Origin of the sequence: Ferrimonas marina (assembly GCF_900129905.1) — a bacterium.
In the GTDB taxonomy this organism is placed as follows: Bacteria; Pseudomonadota; Gammaproteobacteria; order Enterobacterales; family Shewanellaceae; genus Ferrimonas; species Ferrimonas marina.
This window is the reverse complement of the sequence record NZ_FQXG01000008.1, coordinates 52392-68242: the sequence shown is the minus strand read 5'-3', so window position 1 is coordinate 68242 and position 15851 is coordinate 52392. Positions and strand designations below refer to the sequence as shown.

Sequence of the window (15851 nt, the reverse complement as noted above, 5' to 3'; positions counted from 1 at the left end):
CTGGCGCTTTGCCATGGGCAAACCGTCACTTTTCGTATATAAGACGTATACTTAGTTCGGTTGTTTTGAAGAGGTACCCCATGGCCCGGATCTCCGCTGCCCAACGGGAAGAGAACTTAGCGCGCTATCGCCAGGGCGTGGTTGAACTGTTCTGGCAGGTTGGCTGGGACGAGCTGACCTATGGGCGCCTGTCTGAGCACCTTGGCGTTCGCAGTTCTACCCTGCAGGCCTACTTCCCCAACCGGGAGGCCTTCGGTGACTGCTTAAAAGGCAAGGTGTTCCCCGTGTTTATCGGCTTTCTGGATCTCAGTTCACGACAAGGCCTGGTCAGCTCCTGGACCCAGGCCCTAGAGGAGCCGCGGTTTCGAATGGTGCTGGAGCTGCTGTTGGGGAACCTGGTGGGCAAGTACCCCACGGATCTGGGGCGCCAGGGGCTGGCGAGATTAAACACCCTGCTCACCGAGCAATTGGGGGAGGCCGCCCAGCAGGACCTGGAACTGCTGCTGGGCCGCAGCGTGCTGGCGATAGCGCAAAGCTAATACAGCAAAGCCAAGGCAGCAATCCGCTCTCCCCCATATGGAGGGGTATTACTCTACCGCATCGCCCAGGGCGTCCTGCACCAGGCGCAAGGTCATCGCCATCACCGCCAGCACCTTACTGGGCACCGGACCAAACAGCAGCGACGTCGCACACAGGTAGTAGATCCAGGGTGAGCCACGCCGACCCTGCCAGAGGCCCCAAGCCAGATAGAAACCGATCCCCAGCCACAGCGCATTAAGCACCAGCAGGGCAACGGTGGCGATAGCGACCACAGTGGTGGAGGGGGTCGCCAGATAGGCGTCCATCAGTTGATAGTAGAGCGGCCACTGCCACAGGCTCAGCAGCAGCTGCAGCCCCAGGTAAAGGCCAATGGCCACGGCCAGGCCCTTGGAAAGATACTGAAAAGGTTGAGTACGCACGGAACTGCTCATGCAATGGAGTCAAGGTGCGCCAAGGGTAGCAGGCCCACGCGGGGAAAAGTAGCGGTGCCGGCCGGGGCCGGCACCGGCTTGCTCAAGCAATCACCAGGAAGAAACCCGTGGTCAGCACAATCCCTATCAGGGCGTAAGGGATCTGGCTCAGGGCATGCTGCATCGCGGTACAGCCACTGCCCTGGGCTGACAGGACGGTAGAGTCACTGAAGAAACAGGAATGGCTGCCCGCCGCGGAGGCGGAGATCAGCGCGCCAATCACCAGCGGCAGTGGCGAGCCGACCTCGGCTGCCAGCGGGAACACGATGGGCATGGCCACCGCGAACAGGCCCCAGGAGGAGGCGGTGCCAAACACCAGTGCGGTCATCACCAGGAAGATGATGGCGGGGAACATCCCCGGGGTCAGCAGCGGCGCCACGGTTTCAATCACGTATTGAGTCAGCCCCAGCTGGTCGTTGACGTTCTTCAGCATAAAGCCCCCCACCACGGTGGCAATGGGCAGCAGCATGATCTTGATGCCGTCGTACACCGCATCAAACATGGCGTGCATACTCAGCAGGTTCTGTACCCCGTACAGCACCATAGTGAATACCAGCGCCACGAACACCCCGGCCAGCAAGTCGATGTCGTAGTACCAGCTGGCGGCCACCAGCACCACCATCGGCAAGGCGAAATTGAGAACCCCCCAGGAGCTGTCGTTACTGGGGCCATCCTGACCCAGGCTGATCTCCTCAACCCCGTCGGGCTTGGGTTGTCCCTTCGCTGCGCGCTGTTCCGCTGCCTTCATCGCCCCCAGGTCCGGCACCTTGCCCAGCGCCACCAGCAGCACCACAGCCAGGGTAACCCAGCCGTACATCATGTAGGGAATCGCCTCGATGTAGACCTTAAGCCCGGCACCGCTTTCCGCCACCTCGTTGGCCTCCAGCAAGCCACCGAAGAACACCGCCCAGGTGGAGATCGGCACCAGGATACAGATTGGCGCCGCGGTGGAGTCCACCAGGTAGGCCAGCTTCTCCCGGGACACCTTGTAGGTATCGGTGATCTTCTTCATCGACGAGGAGATGGCGATGGCATTGAGGTAATCATCAATGAACACCATCAGCCCCAGCAGGAAGGTGACCAGCATCGACTGGCGCTTGCTGCGGATCCGCTTCACCATGGCGTTACTGAAGCTCAGCACGCTGCCGCCCTTCTCCAGGATGGTGATCAAGCCCCCCATCAGGCCGCACACCAGGATCAGCCAGGCGATGGTTTCATCCATCATCACCGTCATCGACAGGTCTACCACGTTGCCCACCAACTCACCGGGTGCCAGCATCAACAGGCCGGCCACTGCGCCAGAGAACAGCGCCTCAACAGTGCGTTGGGTCACCAGGGCGAACACCAGCACCAGCAGTGTCGGCAGCAGGCTTAGCCAGCCATACCCTTGCGCTGGGTCATGGCCCTGGCCGATGGCGACGAAGCCCAGAACGGTGAGTAGCATCACCCCCATCATCAGGGGACGCGAGCGCAGTGGTGCCCAACGGGCTCCCGGCGTGATCGCAGAGGTCTGTGTTGTCATTTAGCAATCCTTTGTCGTTTATCAGGCGGAATGCAGCATCCAATCCACTTCCAACGAGGTGACCGTGTGTTCGAACTCGGCCAGCTCGCTTTGCTTGCATGCCAGGAACAGGGCCAGGAACTCCGGCCCCAGGGTAGGGTAAAAGGCGTCGCCCTTAGCCAGCAGGGCCAGGGCATCGGACATCCGCAGCGGCAGGGCCGCCGCGGCAGTGCTCAGGGGTTCGGGGCAGTGCTGGGCGCCATACTCTTCGGCATGGAGCAGCCCGGCCAGCACCACGGTGACCAACAGGTAGGGGTTCACATCGGCACCGGCGATGCGATGCTCGATGCGGCGATTGGTGCTGTTGCTGTTGGGGATCCGCAATGCCACGCCACGGTGGTTCTCGCCCCAGTTGGCGTGGGTGGGGGCCAGGTGTTCGGCACTGAAGCGGCGATAGGCGTTGATGTTGGGGCACAGCAGCGCCATCGACTCGGGCATCATCGCCAATAGCGCGTTGAGGCTGGCATAGAACTCGGCGCTGGCTTCACCATTAGCCTTGCTAAAGCGGTTGTTGCCCTCACTGTCCAGCACGCTGGTGTGCAGGTGCATGCCGCTGCCAGCTTCGTGGCTGTAGGGCTTGGCCATAAAGGTGGCCTCGAAGCCGTGTTGGTGCGCCACCTTCTTGATCAAGCGCTTGGCGTAGATCACCTGGTCACAGGCGGCCAGGACATCGCCCTGGTGATGGAAGTTGATCTCGAACTGACCCGGCGCCGCCTCCGCCACCGCACCGGAGGTGTTGAGCCCCTGTTGCTGGGCGGCCTCGTTCAGATCCCGCAGAAACTCAGCATAATCATCCAGGTTGTCGATGCGGTGAATGTCGCAGAAGGCCTCGCGCTGATGATGGGCGGGGTTAATGGGCGGCTGCAGCGCGCCGCGCTCATCCCGGCTGGGATCCACCAGGTAAAACTCCAGCTCCAGGGCAATCACCGGGAACTTGTTCCGCGCCTTAAGTCTCTCCACCAGTTCGCCTAAACGATTGCGTGCCTGGAACTGACAAGGCGACTGGCCATCTTCCGCCAGCATGGTCAGCATCACCTGCCCCACCTCGGGGTTGGCGCTGGGGCGCAGGGTGCCAGCAATGGGAAAACAGAGATGGTCACGCTCGCCACTGTGCTGGCCCAGGCCAGCGGACTCCACCACGGCCCCCTGCAGGTTCAGTGAGTTGTTGGAGATCGGCATGTAAACGCCCTGCCCCAGCTTAGCGGCATCCTCGATGGCGATACGCTTGCCCCTGGGGATGGCATTAAGGTCCGGAAAGATCAGATCGAGATACCGTACCTCCGGCCAGGAGTGTTTAAAATTTTCAACATCTCGATGGAACGTTTCCATGCCTGCCACTGCCTCTATCACACTCTGAAGTGTTTCTTTTATTTCACACTTCCGTTCGATAAATCAAACACTCACAACGAACAGAAAATCGACACAAATCACACTTAGCGGCGCAAAACCGACCTTCATAGCGCAAAAAACCATCACCAATAAACTAATCCAGCTGCTTACTGTTCGAAATTCAGGCCAATAAACTTTCTTCCTTGAGCAATATTTTTGACATCACACACCCTTCCGTTTGCTTTTTAGAACAAGCGATGACTAGGATGGTGACAATTATATTGAACACGGATAGGGACTATGACACAGGATGCTCCGGTGATTGCCGTCGTCAGCTGCCGCAAGCAGCTCAATGGCTACACCCTGGCGGCGGTGACCACCTTATATACCGACGCTGTCCTGGCCTTTGGCGGAGTGCCGGTTCTGTTGGCCAGCTACCCGGACTCGGTTTCACTGGACCAGCTGCTCGCTCGGGTGGATGGCGTGTTGCTGCCCGGCAGTCACTCCAATGTGGCCCCGACCCACTACGGTGCCGATCACCAGGAGCCCAAACAGGACAGCGGACGCGATGGTGTCGCCCTGCCGCTGATCCGGCTCTGCGCTGAACAGAAAATCCCACTGTTCGGGATCTGCCGCGGTTTCCAGGAGATCAACGTGGCCCTGGGCGGCACACTGGATCCAGCGGTGTACCAGCGACCGGATGCGCTGGATCACCGCGAGCCGGACACTCCGGACTTTGCCGAAAAATACGCCCATCGACATAGCGTGCGGATCGCTCCGGATGGCCTGTTAAGTCAATGGTGGCCGGACGTGGCCAGCTTCTCGGTCAACTCCCTGCACAACCAGGGGGTCGAACGCCTGGCCCCTGCCCTGCAGCTGGAAGCGATCGCTCCCGACGGCCTGGTGGAGGCGTTCAGCCTGCCTGACCACCCTTTCCTGTTTGGGGTGCAGTGGCACCCGGAATGGCAAGCCACCGAGGAGCCGGCATCACAACTGCTGTTTGAGCGCTTTATCCAGCAGGCCCGCCAGCGACAAGGAGCACGCACATGAATCCAGAGCAACTGGGCCCACGCATCGCCTATCTGCGCAAGCAATACCAGATGTCACAGCGGGAACTGGCTGAACGCGCCGACATTACCCACAGCGCCATCTCCGCCATGGAGAACAGCAAGGTGAGCCCGTCGGTCAGCTCGCTGCACAAGCTGGTGCAGGTGTTCGGCCTCTCCCTGGCGGAGTTCTTCACCTTGGACGAGCCCGACCGCCCCACCCAGGTGGTGCTCAAGCCGGAGCAGCTGATCGAGCTGGGCAATGAGGCGGTGTCGATGAAACTGGTCTGCGATGGCCGCCCCAACCGCCAGCTCGGCTTTCTGCTGGAGCGGTTCGAGCCCAACACCTGCACTGGAACCGAGCGGATCCGCCACGAGGGGGAGGAAGCCGGTACCGTGCTGGAGGGGGAGATCGAGCTGACCCTGGGGGACCAGACCCATCTGATCCGGGCGGGCGAAAGCTACCTGCTGGATACCAGCATCCCACACAAGTTCACCAATCGGTCAAATCGGGTCTGTCGCCTTGTCAGCGCGCACAGTCCCGCCAATTTCTGATCCCAAGGGAGAGGGACATGCACACTCAGCAACAATGGCAGGCACTGAAACAGGAACTGGCGATCGAGGGCCGCGCCTTTATCAATGGCCAGTACCAATCCGCCAATGACGGCACCACCTTTGCCACCATCAATCCCGCCAACGACGAGGTGCTGGCTCAGATCGCCCGCTGCCAGGGTATCGATGCAGATCGTGCGGTAGAGGTCGCCCGGGCCCGGTTTGACCAGGGCGTGTGGAGCCAGATGGCACCAAGCCAACGTAAAGTCCTGATGTTGAGACTGGCCGATCTGGTGGAGGAGCACATCGATACCCTGGCCCTGCTGGAGACCCTGGACAGCGGCAAGCCGATCCGCCACAGCGCCAGCACCGACATCCCCGGTGCCGCCCAGGCACTGCGCTGGTACGCCGAGGCGGTGGACAAGACCTACGGCGAGGTGGCCCCGACCGAACGCGATGTCGTTGCCACCATCACCCACGAAGCGATCGGCGTAGTGGCGGCCATTGTGCCCTGGAACTTCCCACTCTGGCTGGCCTGTTGGAAGCTGGGCCCTGCCCTGGCCGCCGGCAACAGTGTGATCCTCAAGCCCTCGGAGAACACCCCATTAAGCGCCCTCTACCTGGGGCAACTGGCCCATCAGGCCGGGATCCCCGCCGGAGTGTTCCAGGTACTGCCCGGCTACGGCCATGAAGTGGGCGAGGCCCTGGCCCGCCACCCCGATGTGGATTGCATCACCTTCACCGGCTCCACCCGGGTGGCCCGCCAGCTGATGGTCTGCGCCGGCGAGTCCAACCTCAAGCGGGTATGGAACGAGGCCGGTGGTAAGAACGCCAACATCGTGTTCGCCGACCACCCCAACCTGGAGGGCGCAGCCGAAGAGGCCGCCGCCGGCTGCTTCTACAACCAGGGCGAGGTGTGTGTGGCCGCCACCCGGCTGCTGGTGCACGAGAGTATCCACGACCGCTTTGTTGCCATGGTGGAAGCCGCCGCGCAGCGCTTCACCCCCAGGGATCCGCTGGATCCGGAGTCCGCCATGGGCGCGCTGATCGATCAGGAGCACAAGGCCAAGGTGCTGGACTATGTGAAGCAAGGCGTGGCCGCTGGAGCAAACCTGCGCTGTGGTGGCGACCACCCCGGCCCGGGTGCCTTTGTCGCCCCGGTGATCCTCACCGGTGTCGACAACGCCATGGCGGTGGCCCGGGAGGAGATCTTCGGCCCGGTGCTCTGCGTCATCCCGTTCAGCAGCGAAGCGGAAGCCGTGGCCATCGCCAATGACTCCCCCTATGGCCTGGGCGCGGCGCTGTGGACCTCGGATCTGAACCGGGCCCACCGGGTTGCCCGTCAGCTGCGGGCCGGCTCAGTCTGGATCAACAACTACAACGAGGGCGACATGACCGTCCCCTTCGGTGGCTACAAGCAAAGTGGCAATGGCCGGGACAAATCGCTCCACGCCATTGAGAAGTTCATGGAAATCAAAACGACCTGGCTGCGGCTAGAGTCCTACTGAACGGAGTCCCTCATGCAAGCTCATACCTCGTCGTACTACGCCGACAGCGTCAATGACCAACAGCAATACCCGGTTTTGCAGGGCGAACACCAGTGCGATGTCTGCGTGGTGGGGGCCGGCTTCTCCGGTCTCTCCTCCGCCTTGCACTTGGCAGAGCAAGGTTACAACGTCATCGTGCTGGAGAGTGCCCGGGTTGGCTTTGGCGCTACCGGTCGCAACGGCGGTCAGATCGTCAACAGCTACAGCCGGGACGTGGACACCATCCGCCAGCGCTACGACAGCGCTACTGCCGATCAGCTATGCGCCATGATCTTCGAAGGCGGCGACATTATCCGTGAACGGATCCAGCGCTACGACATCCAGTGCGCCCACGTCGAGGGCGGGGTCTTTGCCGCCCTCAATGCCAAGCAGATGGCGGAGCTGGAGGCGCAAAAGCGCAATTGGGAGGCACTGGGTAACAACCAGCTTGAGCTGCTGGATCGCAACGGCATCCGCGCTGCGGTAGGCGCCGATTGCTACCTCGGCGGTCTGCTGGATCGCCGCGGTGGCCACCTGCATCCGCTGAATCTGGCCCTGGGCGAAGCCCGGGCGGTGGTGCTCAATGGCGGCCAGATCTTCGAGCAATCGGCCGTCACCCGCATCGACAAGGGCGCTCAACCTGTGGTGCACACCGCCCAGGGTCAGGTGCGGGCCCGCCAGGTGATCCTGGCCGGCAACGCCTACCTGGATCCCAAGCTGGCCCCCAGCCTGGGGCGCAAAGCGTTTCCCTGCGGTACCCAGGTGATCGCCACCGAGCCGCTGCCCCAGGACCTGGCCGACGAGCTGCTGCCGCAAAACTATTGCGTCGAGGACTGCAACTACCTGCTGGACTATTACCGCCTGACCGAAGACCGCCGTCTGCTGTTTGGCGGCGGGGTGGTCTACGGTGCCCGCGAGCCCGAGTCGGTGGAGGCGTTGATCCGACCCAAGATGGAGAAGGTGTTCCCCATGCTTGCCGGCGTCGGCATCGATTACGCCTGGACCGGCAACTTCCTGCTGACCTACTCCCGCATGCCGCAGTTCGGCCGCATCGACGACAACCTCTATTACCTGCAGGGCTACTCCGGCCACGGCGTCACCTGCACCCACCTGGCCGGACGACTGGTGGCTGAGGCGATCGGCGGCAAGCCGGAGCGCTTTGATGCCTTCGCCTCACTGCGCCACCTGGCGTTCCCCGGCGGACGCCATCTGCAGGTGCCCTTCACCGCCCTGGGTGCCGCCTACTATAACCTGCGTGACAAGCTGGCCTTGTGAGTCTGGAGAGCCCGATGAATCGAACCGTCACCTTTGCCTGCGTCCAGCTCAGCCTGAGCTGGGACCAGGACCAGAACTTCGCCAAGATCACCGACGCCGTCACCGAGGCCGCCGGCAACGGCGCCCAGGTGGTGGTGCTGCAGGAGCTGATCGCCACCCCCTACTTCTGCAAGCGCCAGCAGGCGCGCTACTTCGAGCTGGCGGAAACCACCGAGCAGTGCGCCCTGGTCGCCCACTGCCGTGAACTGGCCGCCCAGCACCAGGTGGTGATCCCGGTCAGCTACTTTGAGCGCTGCGGCAACAGCTTCTTCAACTCGCTGGTGATGGTGGATGCCGACGGCAGCGTGCTGGATAACTACCGCAAATCCCATATCCCCGATGGCCCCGGCTACAGCGAGAAGTTCTATTTCTCCCCCGGCGACACCGGCTTCAAGGTGTGGGACACCCGCTACGGCCGCTTTGGCGCCGGGATCTGCTGGGACCAGTGGTTCCCGGAGCTGGCACGCAGCCTGGCCCTGGCCGGTGCGGAGGCGATCTTCTACCCCACCGCCATCGGCTCAGAGCCGCAGGACCCCAGCCTGGATTCCCGCGATCACTGGCAGCGCACCATGCAGGGCCACGCCGCCGCCAACCTGGTTCCGGTGATCGCCGCCAACCGCACCGGCATTGAGCAGGACGACGGCATCGAAACCACCTTCTATGGCAGCTCCTTTATCACCGACCATACCGGCGCCAAGCTGGCCGAAGCCGGCCGTGACGAGGAGACCATCCTTTACGCCAGCCTGGACCTGGCCGCCTGCGCCCAGGCCCGACACAGCTGGGGGCTGTTCCGCGACCGCCGGCCGGAGCTGTACGACCGCGTCGGTTCATTGACCGGCAACGGCCGCGGCCAATAACGGAGGGGGATGCCATGGAGTTGGCCAGCACACCGAAACAGGACGGTTTCTACCTGCCGGCGGAAACCCACCAGCACCAGCGCATCCTACTGGCCTGGCCAGAGCGGCCCGATAACTGGCGACTGGGGGGCAAACCGGCCCAGCAGGCCTTCGCCACTTTGGTAGAAGCCCTGCTGGAGGTGGTGGCGGTGACCGTGGTGACCAGCGCCGAGCAGTTCCAACCGGCCCGCCGCTGCCTGCCAAAACAGGCGCAAGTCCTAGAGATGAGCTTTGACGATGCCTGGATGCGGGATATCGGCCCCACGGCGCTGCGCAATAGCGCCGGTGAGGTGCGCCTGGTCAGCTGGCACTTCAACGCCTGGGGCGGATTGGAGGATGGCCTCTATTTTCCCTGGGACAAAGATGACCAGGTGGCGCAGAAGGTGGCGGAGCTGACCGGCCTGCCCTACTACCAGGCGCCTATCGTGATGGAGGGCGGTGCCTTTCACTGCGACGGCGAGGGTACCCTCTACACCACCGAGGAGTGCCTGCTCCACCCCAGTCGCAATCCCCAGCTGTCCAAAGCACAGATCGAGGCCTGCCTGCAGGAGTACCTGGGTATTGAGCGGGTTATCTGGCTGCCCCAGGGTCTGGTGAATGACGAGACCAACGGCCATGTCGACAACCTGCTGCACGTAATGGGGCCGGCCAAGGTAGCGCTGACCTGGTGCGATGACCCAAACGATCCCCAGTCCGCCATCTCCCAGCAAGCCATGGCGGTACTCAGTCAGGCCCGGGATGCTCGCGGTCGGGCCATTGAGGTGATCAAGCTGCCCCTGCCGGGGCCGCTCTACTTAACTGAAGCGGAGGCGGCGGGGATTGAACCCAGCCAGGGGATGAAGCGCCAGGCCGGGGAACGGCTTGGCGCCTCTTACGCCAACCTGCTGATCAGCAACGGCTGCCTGTTTGTGCCTGAACTGGATCCCGCCACCGACGATCAGGCCAAGGCAATATTGCAGGCGGCGATGCCGGAGTACCGGCTGGTGGGGATCCCCGCCCGGGAGATCCTGCTGGGTGGCGGCAACATCCACTGCATTACCCAACCGCTGCTGGAGACCCGCAGCGGCTGAATTGCGCTACTGGTTCTCCTTCAGCGCAATCTGGCGCAGCGCCTGCTCAAACTGCTCAACCGGCTGACCACCGGTGATCAGGTAGCGCTCATTGATGACGAAGGTGGGTACCGACTGTACCCCCATGTTGTGGTAGTGCGCCTGCATGGCCCGCACGTGCTGGCCATACAAGCCGGAGTCCAGCACATCCTGGGCACGGCCCACATCCAGGCCGACACTGGCGGCCACGGTCAGCAGATCCGCCTTGTCTGACGGGTCACCGCCGTCAGTGAAGTAGTGCTTGAACAGCGCCTGCTTCAGCTCGGTCTGCTTACCCTCTTCGCCGGCCCAGTGCAGCAGGCGGTGGGCATCGAAGGTGTTGTACTTCTTCATCCCCTCGAAGAAGTTCATGGTAAAGCCCAGCGCCGCCGCCCGCTCGGTGATCATCGCCCGGTTGGCAACGCCCTGCTCCGCGGTCATACGGTACTTGCGCTGCAGGTGCTCTGCCAGGTCTTCCCCCTCAGGGGGCATCTCCGGGGCCAGCTCAAACGGCTGCCAGTGCAGCTCCGCCTCGACCTCCGAGTCCAAGTTTTCCAGCGCCTGGGCCAGCGCCCGGTAACCAATCACGCACCAGGGGCACATCACGTCGGAGACGATGTCGATCTTCAGTTTCTTCACAGTGGGTCCTGTCCTTGCTGTCTTAGCAGTAGATCTTGGGGTCACTGCGAGGGATCTCAACCTTGCTGCGCAATTCGAGTTACCGCACGCGTCAACGGAAACTATGCGCCAGTTCACGTCCACGCCAACACCCCTTGGTTTACACTGAACCCACAGGCGAGCGCGCCTAACCAAGGGAGACATGGAATGAACGATCTCTTTGTGATGAGTGTCGAGGGGCCCGACCGCACCGGGCTGCTGCGAAAGCTGGCGGAGACCACCCACGCCCACGGTGGCAAGTGGCTGGCCAGTAAGCTGAGCAACCTGGAGGGGCGCTTCGTGGCCCTTATCAAGGTGGAGGTGCCCAGCGAGAACACCAGCCAGCTGAAGGAGCTACTGGTGCAAAACAGCGAGGTCACCGTCACCTTTTATCCCTGCCAGCCCAGCACCGAACGGCGTATCAACGCCGCCTTTAACATCGACGCCAATGACCGGCCCGGGCTGGTCAACGACATCACCCAGCTGCTGGCCAACCACGATATCAACATCGAGGAGCTCGATAGCCACCGGCTGGGGCTGTCCGACGGCCAGAACCTGTTCACCGCCACCCTGAGCGTCACCATGCCGCCGGAGCTCGACCCGGCCTTTATCGCCCGGGAGTTGGAGGGGCTGCATGAGCAGATGGCGGTGAACGTGATCCCCACCCTCTGAGCTGGGGTGCCGTATTGAGATAACAGAGTTACGGAAATCAGGCTGAGACGATGAAGCTCAGCCAATAAAAAACGCGGCCCTGGGGCCGCGTTTTTGTGTTTTGGGCTTGGCTTACAGCCAGGCCTTGATGCCGTATTGCGGCTCCAGCATGCCCACCGTCAGCATGGCGAGCAGACAGATCACCAGCACGCCACCGGGGATCACGATGCGATCCAGCTTGGACAGGGTCTTGGGGCGCTCTTTGTCGCCGATCAGGCCATTGTTGTCCAGCAGCATGGTCAAGGCCCAGGCTAGCACCGGGTTGGTCACGGCGGCAGCAAACACGCAGATGCCGGCGGACTGGGAGTCCTTGGCGTCTTTGATCATCTGCATGCCCGCTTCCAGCAGCGGCAGGAACACACCCACCAGCAGCGCCACGCGCATCACCGGCGGCCACACCGCGGCGTCCATCGGGAAGCCCAGGTAGGCCACGATAATACACAGTGAGCCCAGCAGGATGGCGCCACCGGGGATGGGGCGCTTGGCGATGGCCGCGGGGATCATGTAGGTACCCCAGGAGGAGGTGATGTTACAGCCACCTACCGCGGTGCCCACCATCTGGCGGATGGAGCAGGTGGTCATGGTGTCATCCACGTCCATCAGCACCCGGTCGGTACGCTTGGGGTAGTTGAGCTCCTGGAAGATACGGTGACCGAGGAAGTCCGGTGACCACATCGCCACCGCCAGGATGGCGAAGGGCAAGGAGGCGATGAAGTGGCTGACCGTGGGCAGGCCCAGCATCCAACCCTGTTCGGTGGAGCCCCACCAGTACACCGGGTTCAGGTTAGGCAGGCCGGTCGGGGTTTCGAAGGTCAGGTCAAAACCGGCGCCCAGCGCCAGGGCGATGATCAAACCGGTAAAGGCACAGGCCGGGATTGCCAGCCAGCGTTTACCCACCTTGGCCAACACAGCGTACAGTACGATGGTCGCCGCCAGCACAATCAGGCCCACGTGGCCCATCTCAATGCCTTTAGACCAGGCCTGGATGCTGCCGATCTGGCTCATCGCGCCGGTAAAGCCGAGGAACACAAGGAGGCCCCCGGCGACCCCCTCACTGGTGAGATTCACCAGCTTCGAACCACCTTTGAAATAGGACAGCAATAAGCCGAAGATCCCCAGCAGGATCGCCAGCGCCAGCGGATGGGCACCGGCCAGGGCAATCGCACCAATCAGCGGGATCATCGGGCCGTGGTTGCCGGCCAGGTTGGCGCGGGGGTTTAGAAAGCCAGAGGCGAGGATACAGAACAGCAGGGCCGGGATCAGCATCTCCACCCGTGCCACCTCGATGGCAAAGGCTTTGCCCAGCTCGATGTGCTCCCAGCGTGCCGACAGGCCTTCGGCCCAGGCCATCCCCACCGCGGAGTACATGGCAATAATGCCGATGGTACCGGCCAGTGCCGGCACCAGATCTTCCCACTCGAATCGGAAATCCCGACCCGGCAGATTGAGCGCCCAGCGGCGCGGCTTCATGATTTGCAGCTCGTGGTCCAGGTAGTCACTCCGGGACGCGAACTCGCTACTGGGGCGATGCAACTCGCGGTAGGTTTTTTCTTGGTTTTCCTGCATGGAATAACCACTCCAACTTTCAAAGGAACACAATGTCGCTTGAGTCGTCTGACGGTCAGGAAGGGCTGATCACATCGAACGAAAGTATAGCCGTGGCCGATATTTTGGACCCTTCACCCCAGGATTCTGTGATCGCGATCAGATGTAAGACCAATTAACCAAATGTTCTGATAAAGATTTGATCCGACACCAACATAGTCGCTCACAACTTCATCATACAGTGATTATTACCGAGGTCTGGCGCATCTTTTTGCGAAGTGAATAATTATTTTCTTTCCGCTAGGGCGAAAACGTGATTCGCAACACCCCAAAAGTGAGCCCATTCCACCACCGCATCGAACTGACCAAGCTTGGTAAGACAACCAAACCATAGCGATTTGAGGCCGGTTGTGTCCCGGATGTAACGACGCCAACAAAGTGGCAAAGAGGCACAAAAAAGCCCGCCATTCGGCGGGCTTTTTCAGGTCACTGCAACTTACCAACCGGTAACGTCACGCAGCGCCTTGCCGATGTCGGCCAGGGAGCGCACGGTGCGAACACCGGCGTCTTCCAGCGCAGCAAACTTCTCTGCCGCGGTGCCTTTACCACCGGCGATGATGGCGCCAGCGTGGCCCATCCGCTTGCCCGGAGGCGCGGTCACACCGGCGATGTAGGAAACCACCGGCTTGGTCACGTTAGCCTTGATGTAGGCCGCCGCTTCCTCTTCCGCGGTACCGCCGATCTCACCGATCATCACGATCGCTTCGGTCTGCGGGTCGTTCTGGAACATCTCCAGGATGTCGATGAAGTTGGAGCCCGGGATCGGGTCGCCACCGATGCCGACACAGGTAGACTGGCCAAAGCCCTCGTCGGTGGTCTGCTTGACCGCCTCGTAGGTCAGGGTACCGGAGCGGGACACGATGCCCACCTTGCCCGGCTTGTGGATGTGGCCCGGCATGATGCCGATCTTGCACTCGCCCGGGGTGATCACACCGGGGCAGTTAGGGCCGATCATGCGCACACCGGCCTGGTCCAGCTTGACCTTCACGTCCAGCATGTCCAGGGTCGGGATCCCTTCGGTGATGGTAACGATCAGCTTGATGCCGGCGTCGATCGCTTCCAGGATGGCGTCCTTACAGAACGGGGCCGGTACGTAGATCACGGACGCGGTCGCGCCGGTCTGTTCCACCGCCTCGCGCACGGTGTTGAACACCGGCAAGCCCAGGTGGGTGGTGCCACCCTTACCCGGAGACACACCACCGACCATCTGCGTTCCGTACTCGATCGCCTGTTCGGAGTGGAAGGTGCCCTGACCGCCGGTGAAGCCCTGGCAGATCACCTTGGTGTCTTTGTTGATCAAAACGCTCATTACTGGGCCTCCGCTGCTTTTACCACTTGTTGCGCCGCGTCCGTCAGGCTGTTGGCTGCAATGATGTTCAAACCGGACTCCGCCAGCACCTTGCTGCCCAGTTCCGCGTTGTTGCCTTCCAGGCGGACCACGACGGGCACCTTAACGCCCACCTCTTCCACCGCACCGATGATGCCCTCAGCGATGAGGTCGCAACGAACGATACCGCCGAAGATGTTGACCAGTACCGCCTTAACGTTGTCGTCGGACAGGATGATCTTGAACGCCTCGGTCACCCGTTCCTTGGTGGCGCCGCCACCCACATCCAGGAAGTTGGCGGGGCTGCCGCCGTGCAGGTTCACGATGTCCATGGTGCCCATCGCCAGGCCTGCGCCGTTGACCATGCAGCCGATGCTGCCGTCCAGCGCCACGTAGTTCAGTTCCCACTTGGCGGCGTGGGCTTCACGCTCATCTTCCTGGGACGGATCGTGCATCTCGCGCACGCTGTTCTGACGGTACAGGGCGTTGGAGTCGATGTTGATCTTGCCGTCCAGGCAGTGCAGGTTGCCTTGCTCGGTGATCACCAGCGGGTTGATCTCCAGCAGGGCGAAATCCAGGTCCAGGAACATCTGGCCCAGGCCCATGAAGATCTGGGTGAACTGCTTGATCTGGGCGCCTTGCAGGCCCAGCTTGAAGGCCAGCTCACGGCCCTGGTAGGACTGCGGGCCCACCAGCGGATCGATGGCCGCCTTGTGGATCAGTTCCGGGGTCTCTTCGGCGACCTTCTCGATCTCAACGCCACCTTCGGTGGAAGCCATGAACACCACGCGCTGGGTGCCACGGTCGACCACCGCACCCAGGTACAGCTCCTGGGCGATGTCGGTGCAGGACTCCACCAGGATCTTGGCCACCGGCTGACCGTTGGCGTCGGTCTGGTAGGTCACCAGGTTCTTGCCCAGCCAGCTCTGTGCGAACTCGCGGATCTCTTCCTTGCTGGAGGCCAGCTTAACGCCACCGGCCTTACCGCGACCGCCAGCGTGCACCTGGCACTTCACTACCCATTTGTCGCCACCGATCTTGCCGGCCGCTTCTGCGGCTTCTTGAGGGGTGTCGCACGCATAACCTTCGGAGACGGGCAGGCCGTACTCAGCGAAGATCTGCTTAGCCTGATACTCATGCAGATTCATGTGATATGTCCGTTATTACTTCTAATGTCCTTCCAGCCGCCCAGGAGCGACTACTTGGGTGTGGGGCACGTTGCCATGCCC

General features: G+C 62.1%; 15 protein-coding genes. 8 read left to right on the top strand and 7 right to left on the bottom strand.

What is annotated here, in order from left to right; all coding sequences use genetic code 11:
* The first annotated feature begins 80 nt into the window (after nucleotides 1-80).
* Nucleotides 81-539 (top strand): TetR family transcriptional regulator, encoded by a 459-nt coding sequence (locus tag BUC04_RS18470; RefSeq protein WP_067660201.1) that lies wholly within the window; start codon nucleotides 81-83, stop codon nucleotides 537-539.
* Nucleotides 540-587: 48 nt separating this feature from the next.
* Here BUC04_RS18470 and BUC04_RS18465 read toward each other — a convergent pair whose 3' ends face one another.
* The 3 genes from BUC04_RS18465 to BUC04_RS18455 form a co-directional block, all read right to left on the bottom strand.
* Complete coding sequence (locus tag BUC04_RS18465) at nucleotides 588-959, bottom strand: hypothetical protein (protein ID WP_067660203.1); 372 nt, start codon at nucleotides 957-959, stop codon at nucleotides 588-590.
* Between the two features lie 94 nt (nucleotides 960-1053).
* Nucleotides 1054-2532 (bottom strand): Na+/H+ antiporter NhaC family protein, encoded by a 1479-nt coding sequence (locus BUC04_RS18460; protein WP_067660206.1) that lies wholly within the window; start codon nucleotides 2530-2532, stop codon nucleotides 1054-1056.
* A gap of 21 nt (nucleotides 2533-2553) precedes the next feature.
* On the bottom strand, nucleotides 2554-3900 hold the full coding sequence (locus tag BUC04_RS18455; RefSeq protein ID WP_067660209.1) for a glutamine synthetase family protein: 1347 nt from the start codon (nucleotides 3898-3900) through the stop codon (nucleotides 2554-2556).
* Nucleotides 3901-4200: 300 nt separating this feature from the next.
* On the opposite strand from BUC04_RS18455, the gene BUC04_RS18450 reads away from it, so the two are divergent.
* Genes BUC04_RS18450 through aguA form a run of 6 tightly spaced genes read left to right on the top strand, consistent with a single transcriptional unit; the run spans nucleotide 4201 to nucleotide 10304 of the window.
* A complete protein-coding gene (locus tag BUC04_RS18450; protein ID WP_067660212.1) occupies nucleotides 4201-4950 on the top strand; it encodes a gamma-glutamyl-gamma-aminobutyrate hydrolase family protein in 750 nt (249 codons plus the stop codon).
* Nucleotides 4947-5501 (top strand): HTH-type transcriptional regulator PuuR, encoded by a 555-nt coding sequence (puuR, locus tag BUC04_RS18445; RefSeq protein ID WP_067660215.1) that lies wholly within the window; start codon nucleotides 4947-4949, stop codon nucleotides 5499-5501. The genes BUC04_RS18450 and puuR overlap by 4 nt, the downstream gene beginning before the upstream one ends.
* Nucleotides 5502-5518: 17 nt before the next feature.
* A complete protein-coding gene (locus tag BUC04_RS18440; RefSeq protein WP_067660217.1) occupies nucleotides 5519-7006 on the top strand; it encodes an aldehyde dehydrogenase in 1488 nt (495 codons plus the stop codon).
* A 12-nt stretch (nucleotides 7007-7018) separates the two neighbouring features.
* Entirely contained in the window at nucleotides 7019-8299 is a 1281-nt protein-coding gene (locus BUC04_RS18435; protein WP_067660220.1) for an NAD(P)/FAD-dependent oxidoreductase, read from the top strand.
* 14 nt (nucleotides 8300-8313) lie between these two features.
* Nucleotides 8314-9195 carry an N-carbamoylputrescine amidase gene (gene aguB, locus BUC04_RS18430; protein ID WP_067660223.1) on the top strand — a complete coding sequence of 294 codons (882 nt, stop codon included), beginning with the start codon at nucleotides 8314-8316 and terminating at the stop codon, nucleotides 9193-9195.
* 14 nt (nucleotides 9196-9209) lie between these two features.
* On the top strand, nucleotides 9210-10304 hold the full coding sequence (gene aguA, locus BUC04_RS18425) for an agmatine deiminase (RefSeq protein WP_067660226.1): 1095 nt from the start codon (nucleotides 9210-9212) through the stop codon (nucleotides 10302-10304).
* A gap of 6 nt (nucleotides 10305-10310) precedes the next feature.
* Here the strand turns inward: aguA and BUC04_RS18420 are convergent, their stop codons facing one another.
* Nucleotides 10311-10961, bottom strand: coding sequence for a DsbA family oxidoreductase (locus BUC04_RS18420; protein ID WP_073326061.1), 651 nt, complete (start codon nucleotides 10959-10961; stop codon nucleotides 10311-10313).
* A 186-nt stretch (nucleotides 10962-11147) separates the two neighbouring features.
* Between BUC04_RS18420 and BUC04_RS18415 the strand changes: the two genes are divergently transcribed.
* Nucleotides 11148-11651: a glycine cleavage system transcriptional repressor gene (locus tag BUC04_RS18415; protein ID WP_067660229.1), complete on the top strand. Its 504-nt coding sequence runs from the start codon at nucleotides 11148-11150 to the stop codon at nucleotides 11649-11651.
* A 111-nt stretch (nucleotides 11652-11762) separates the two neighbouring features.
* On the opposite strand, the gene BUC04_RS18410 is transcribed toward BUC04_RS18415, so the two are convergent.
* From BUC04_RS18410 to sucC, 3 genes are all read right to left on the bottom strand, one after another.
* Nucleotides 11763-13256 (bottom strand): DUF3360 family protein, encoded by a 1494-nt coding sequence (locus BUC04_RS18410; protein ID WP_067660232.1) that lies wholly within the window; start codon nucleotides 13254-13256, stop codon nucleotides 11763-11765.
* A 475-nt stretch (nucleotides 13257-13731) separates the two neighbouring features.
* Nucleotides 13732-14604 (bottom strand): succinate--CoA ligase subunit alpha, encoded by an 873-nt coding sequence (gene sucD, locus BUC04_RS18405; protein ID WP_067660235.1) that lies wholly within the window; start codon nucleotides 14602-14604, stop codon nucleotides 13732-13734.
* Nucleotides 14604-15770, bottom strand: a complete 1167-nt coding sequence (gene sucC / locus BUC04_RS18400; protein ID WP_067660238.1) for an ADP-forming succinate--CoA ligase subunit beta — start codon at nucleotides 15768-15770, stop codon at nucleotides 14604-14606. Before sucC ends, sucD begins: the two co-directional genes overlap by 1 nt.
* Nucleotides 15771-15851: the final 81 nt, after the last annotated feature.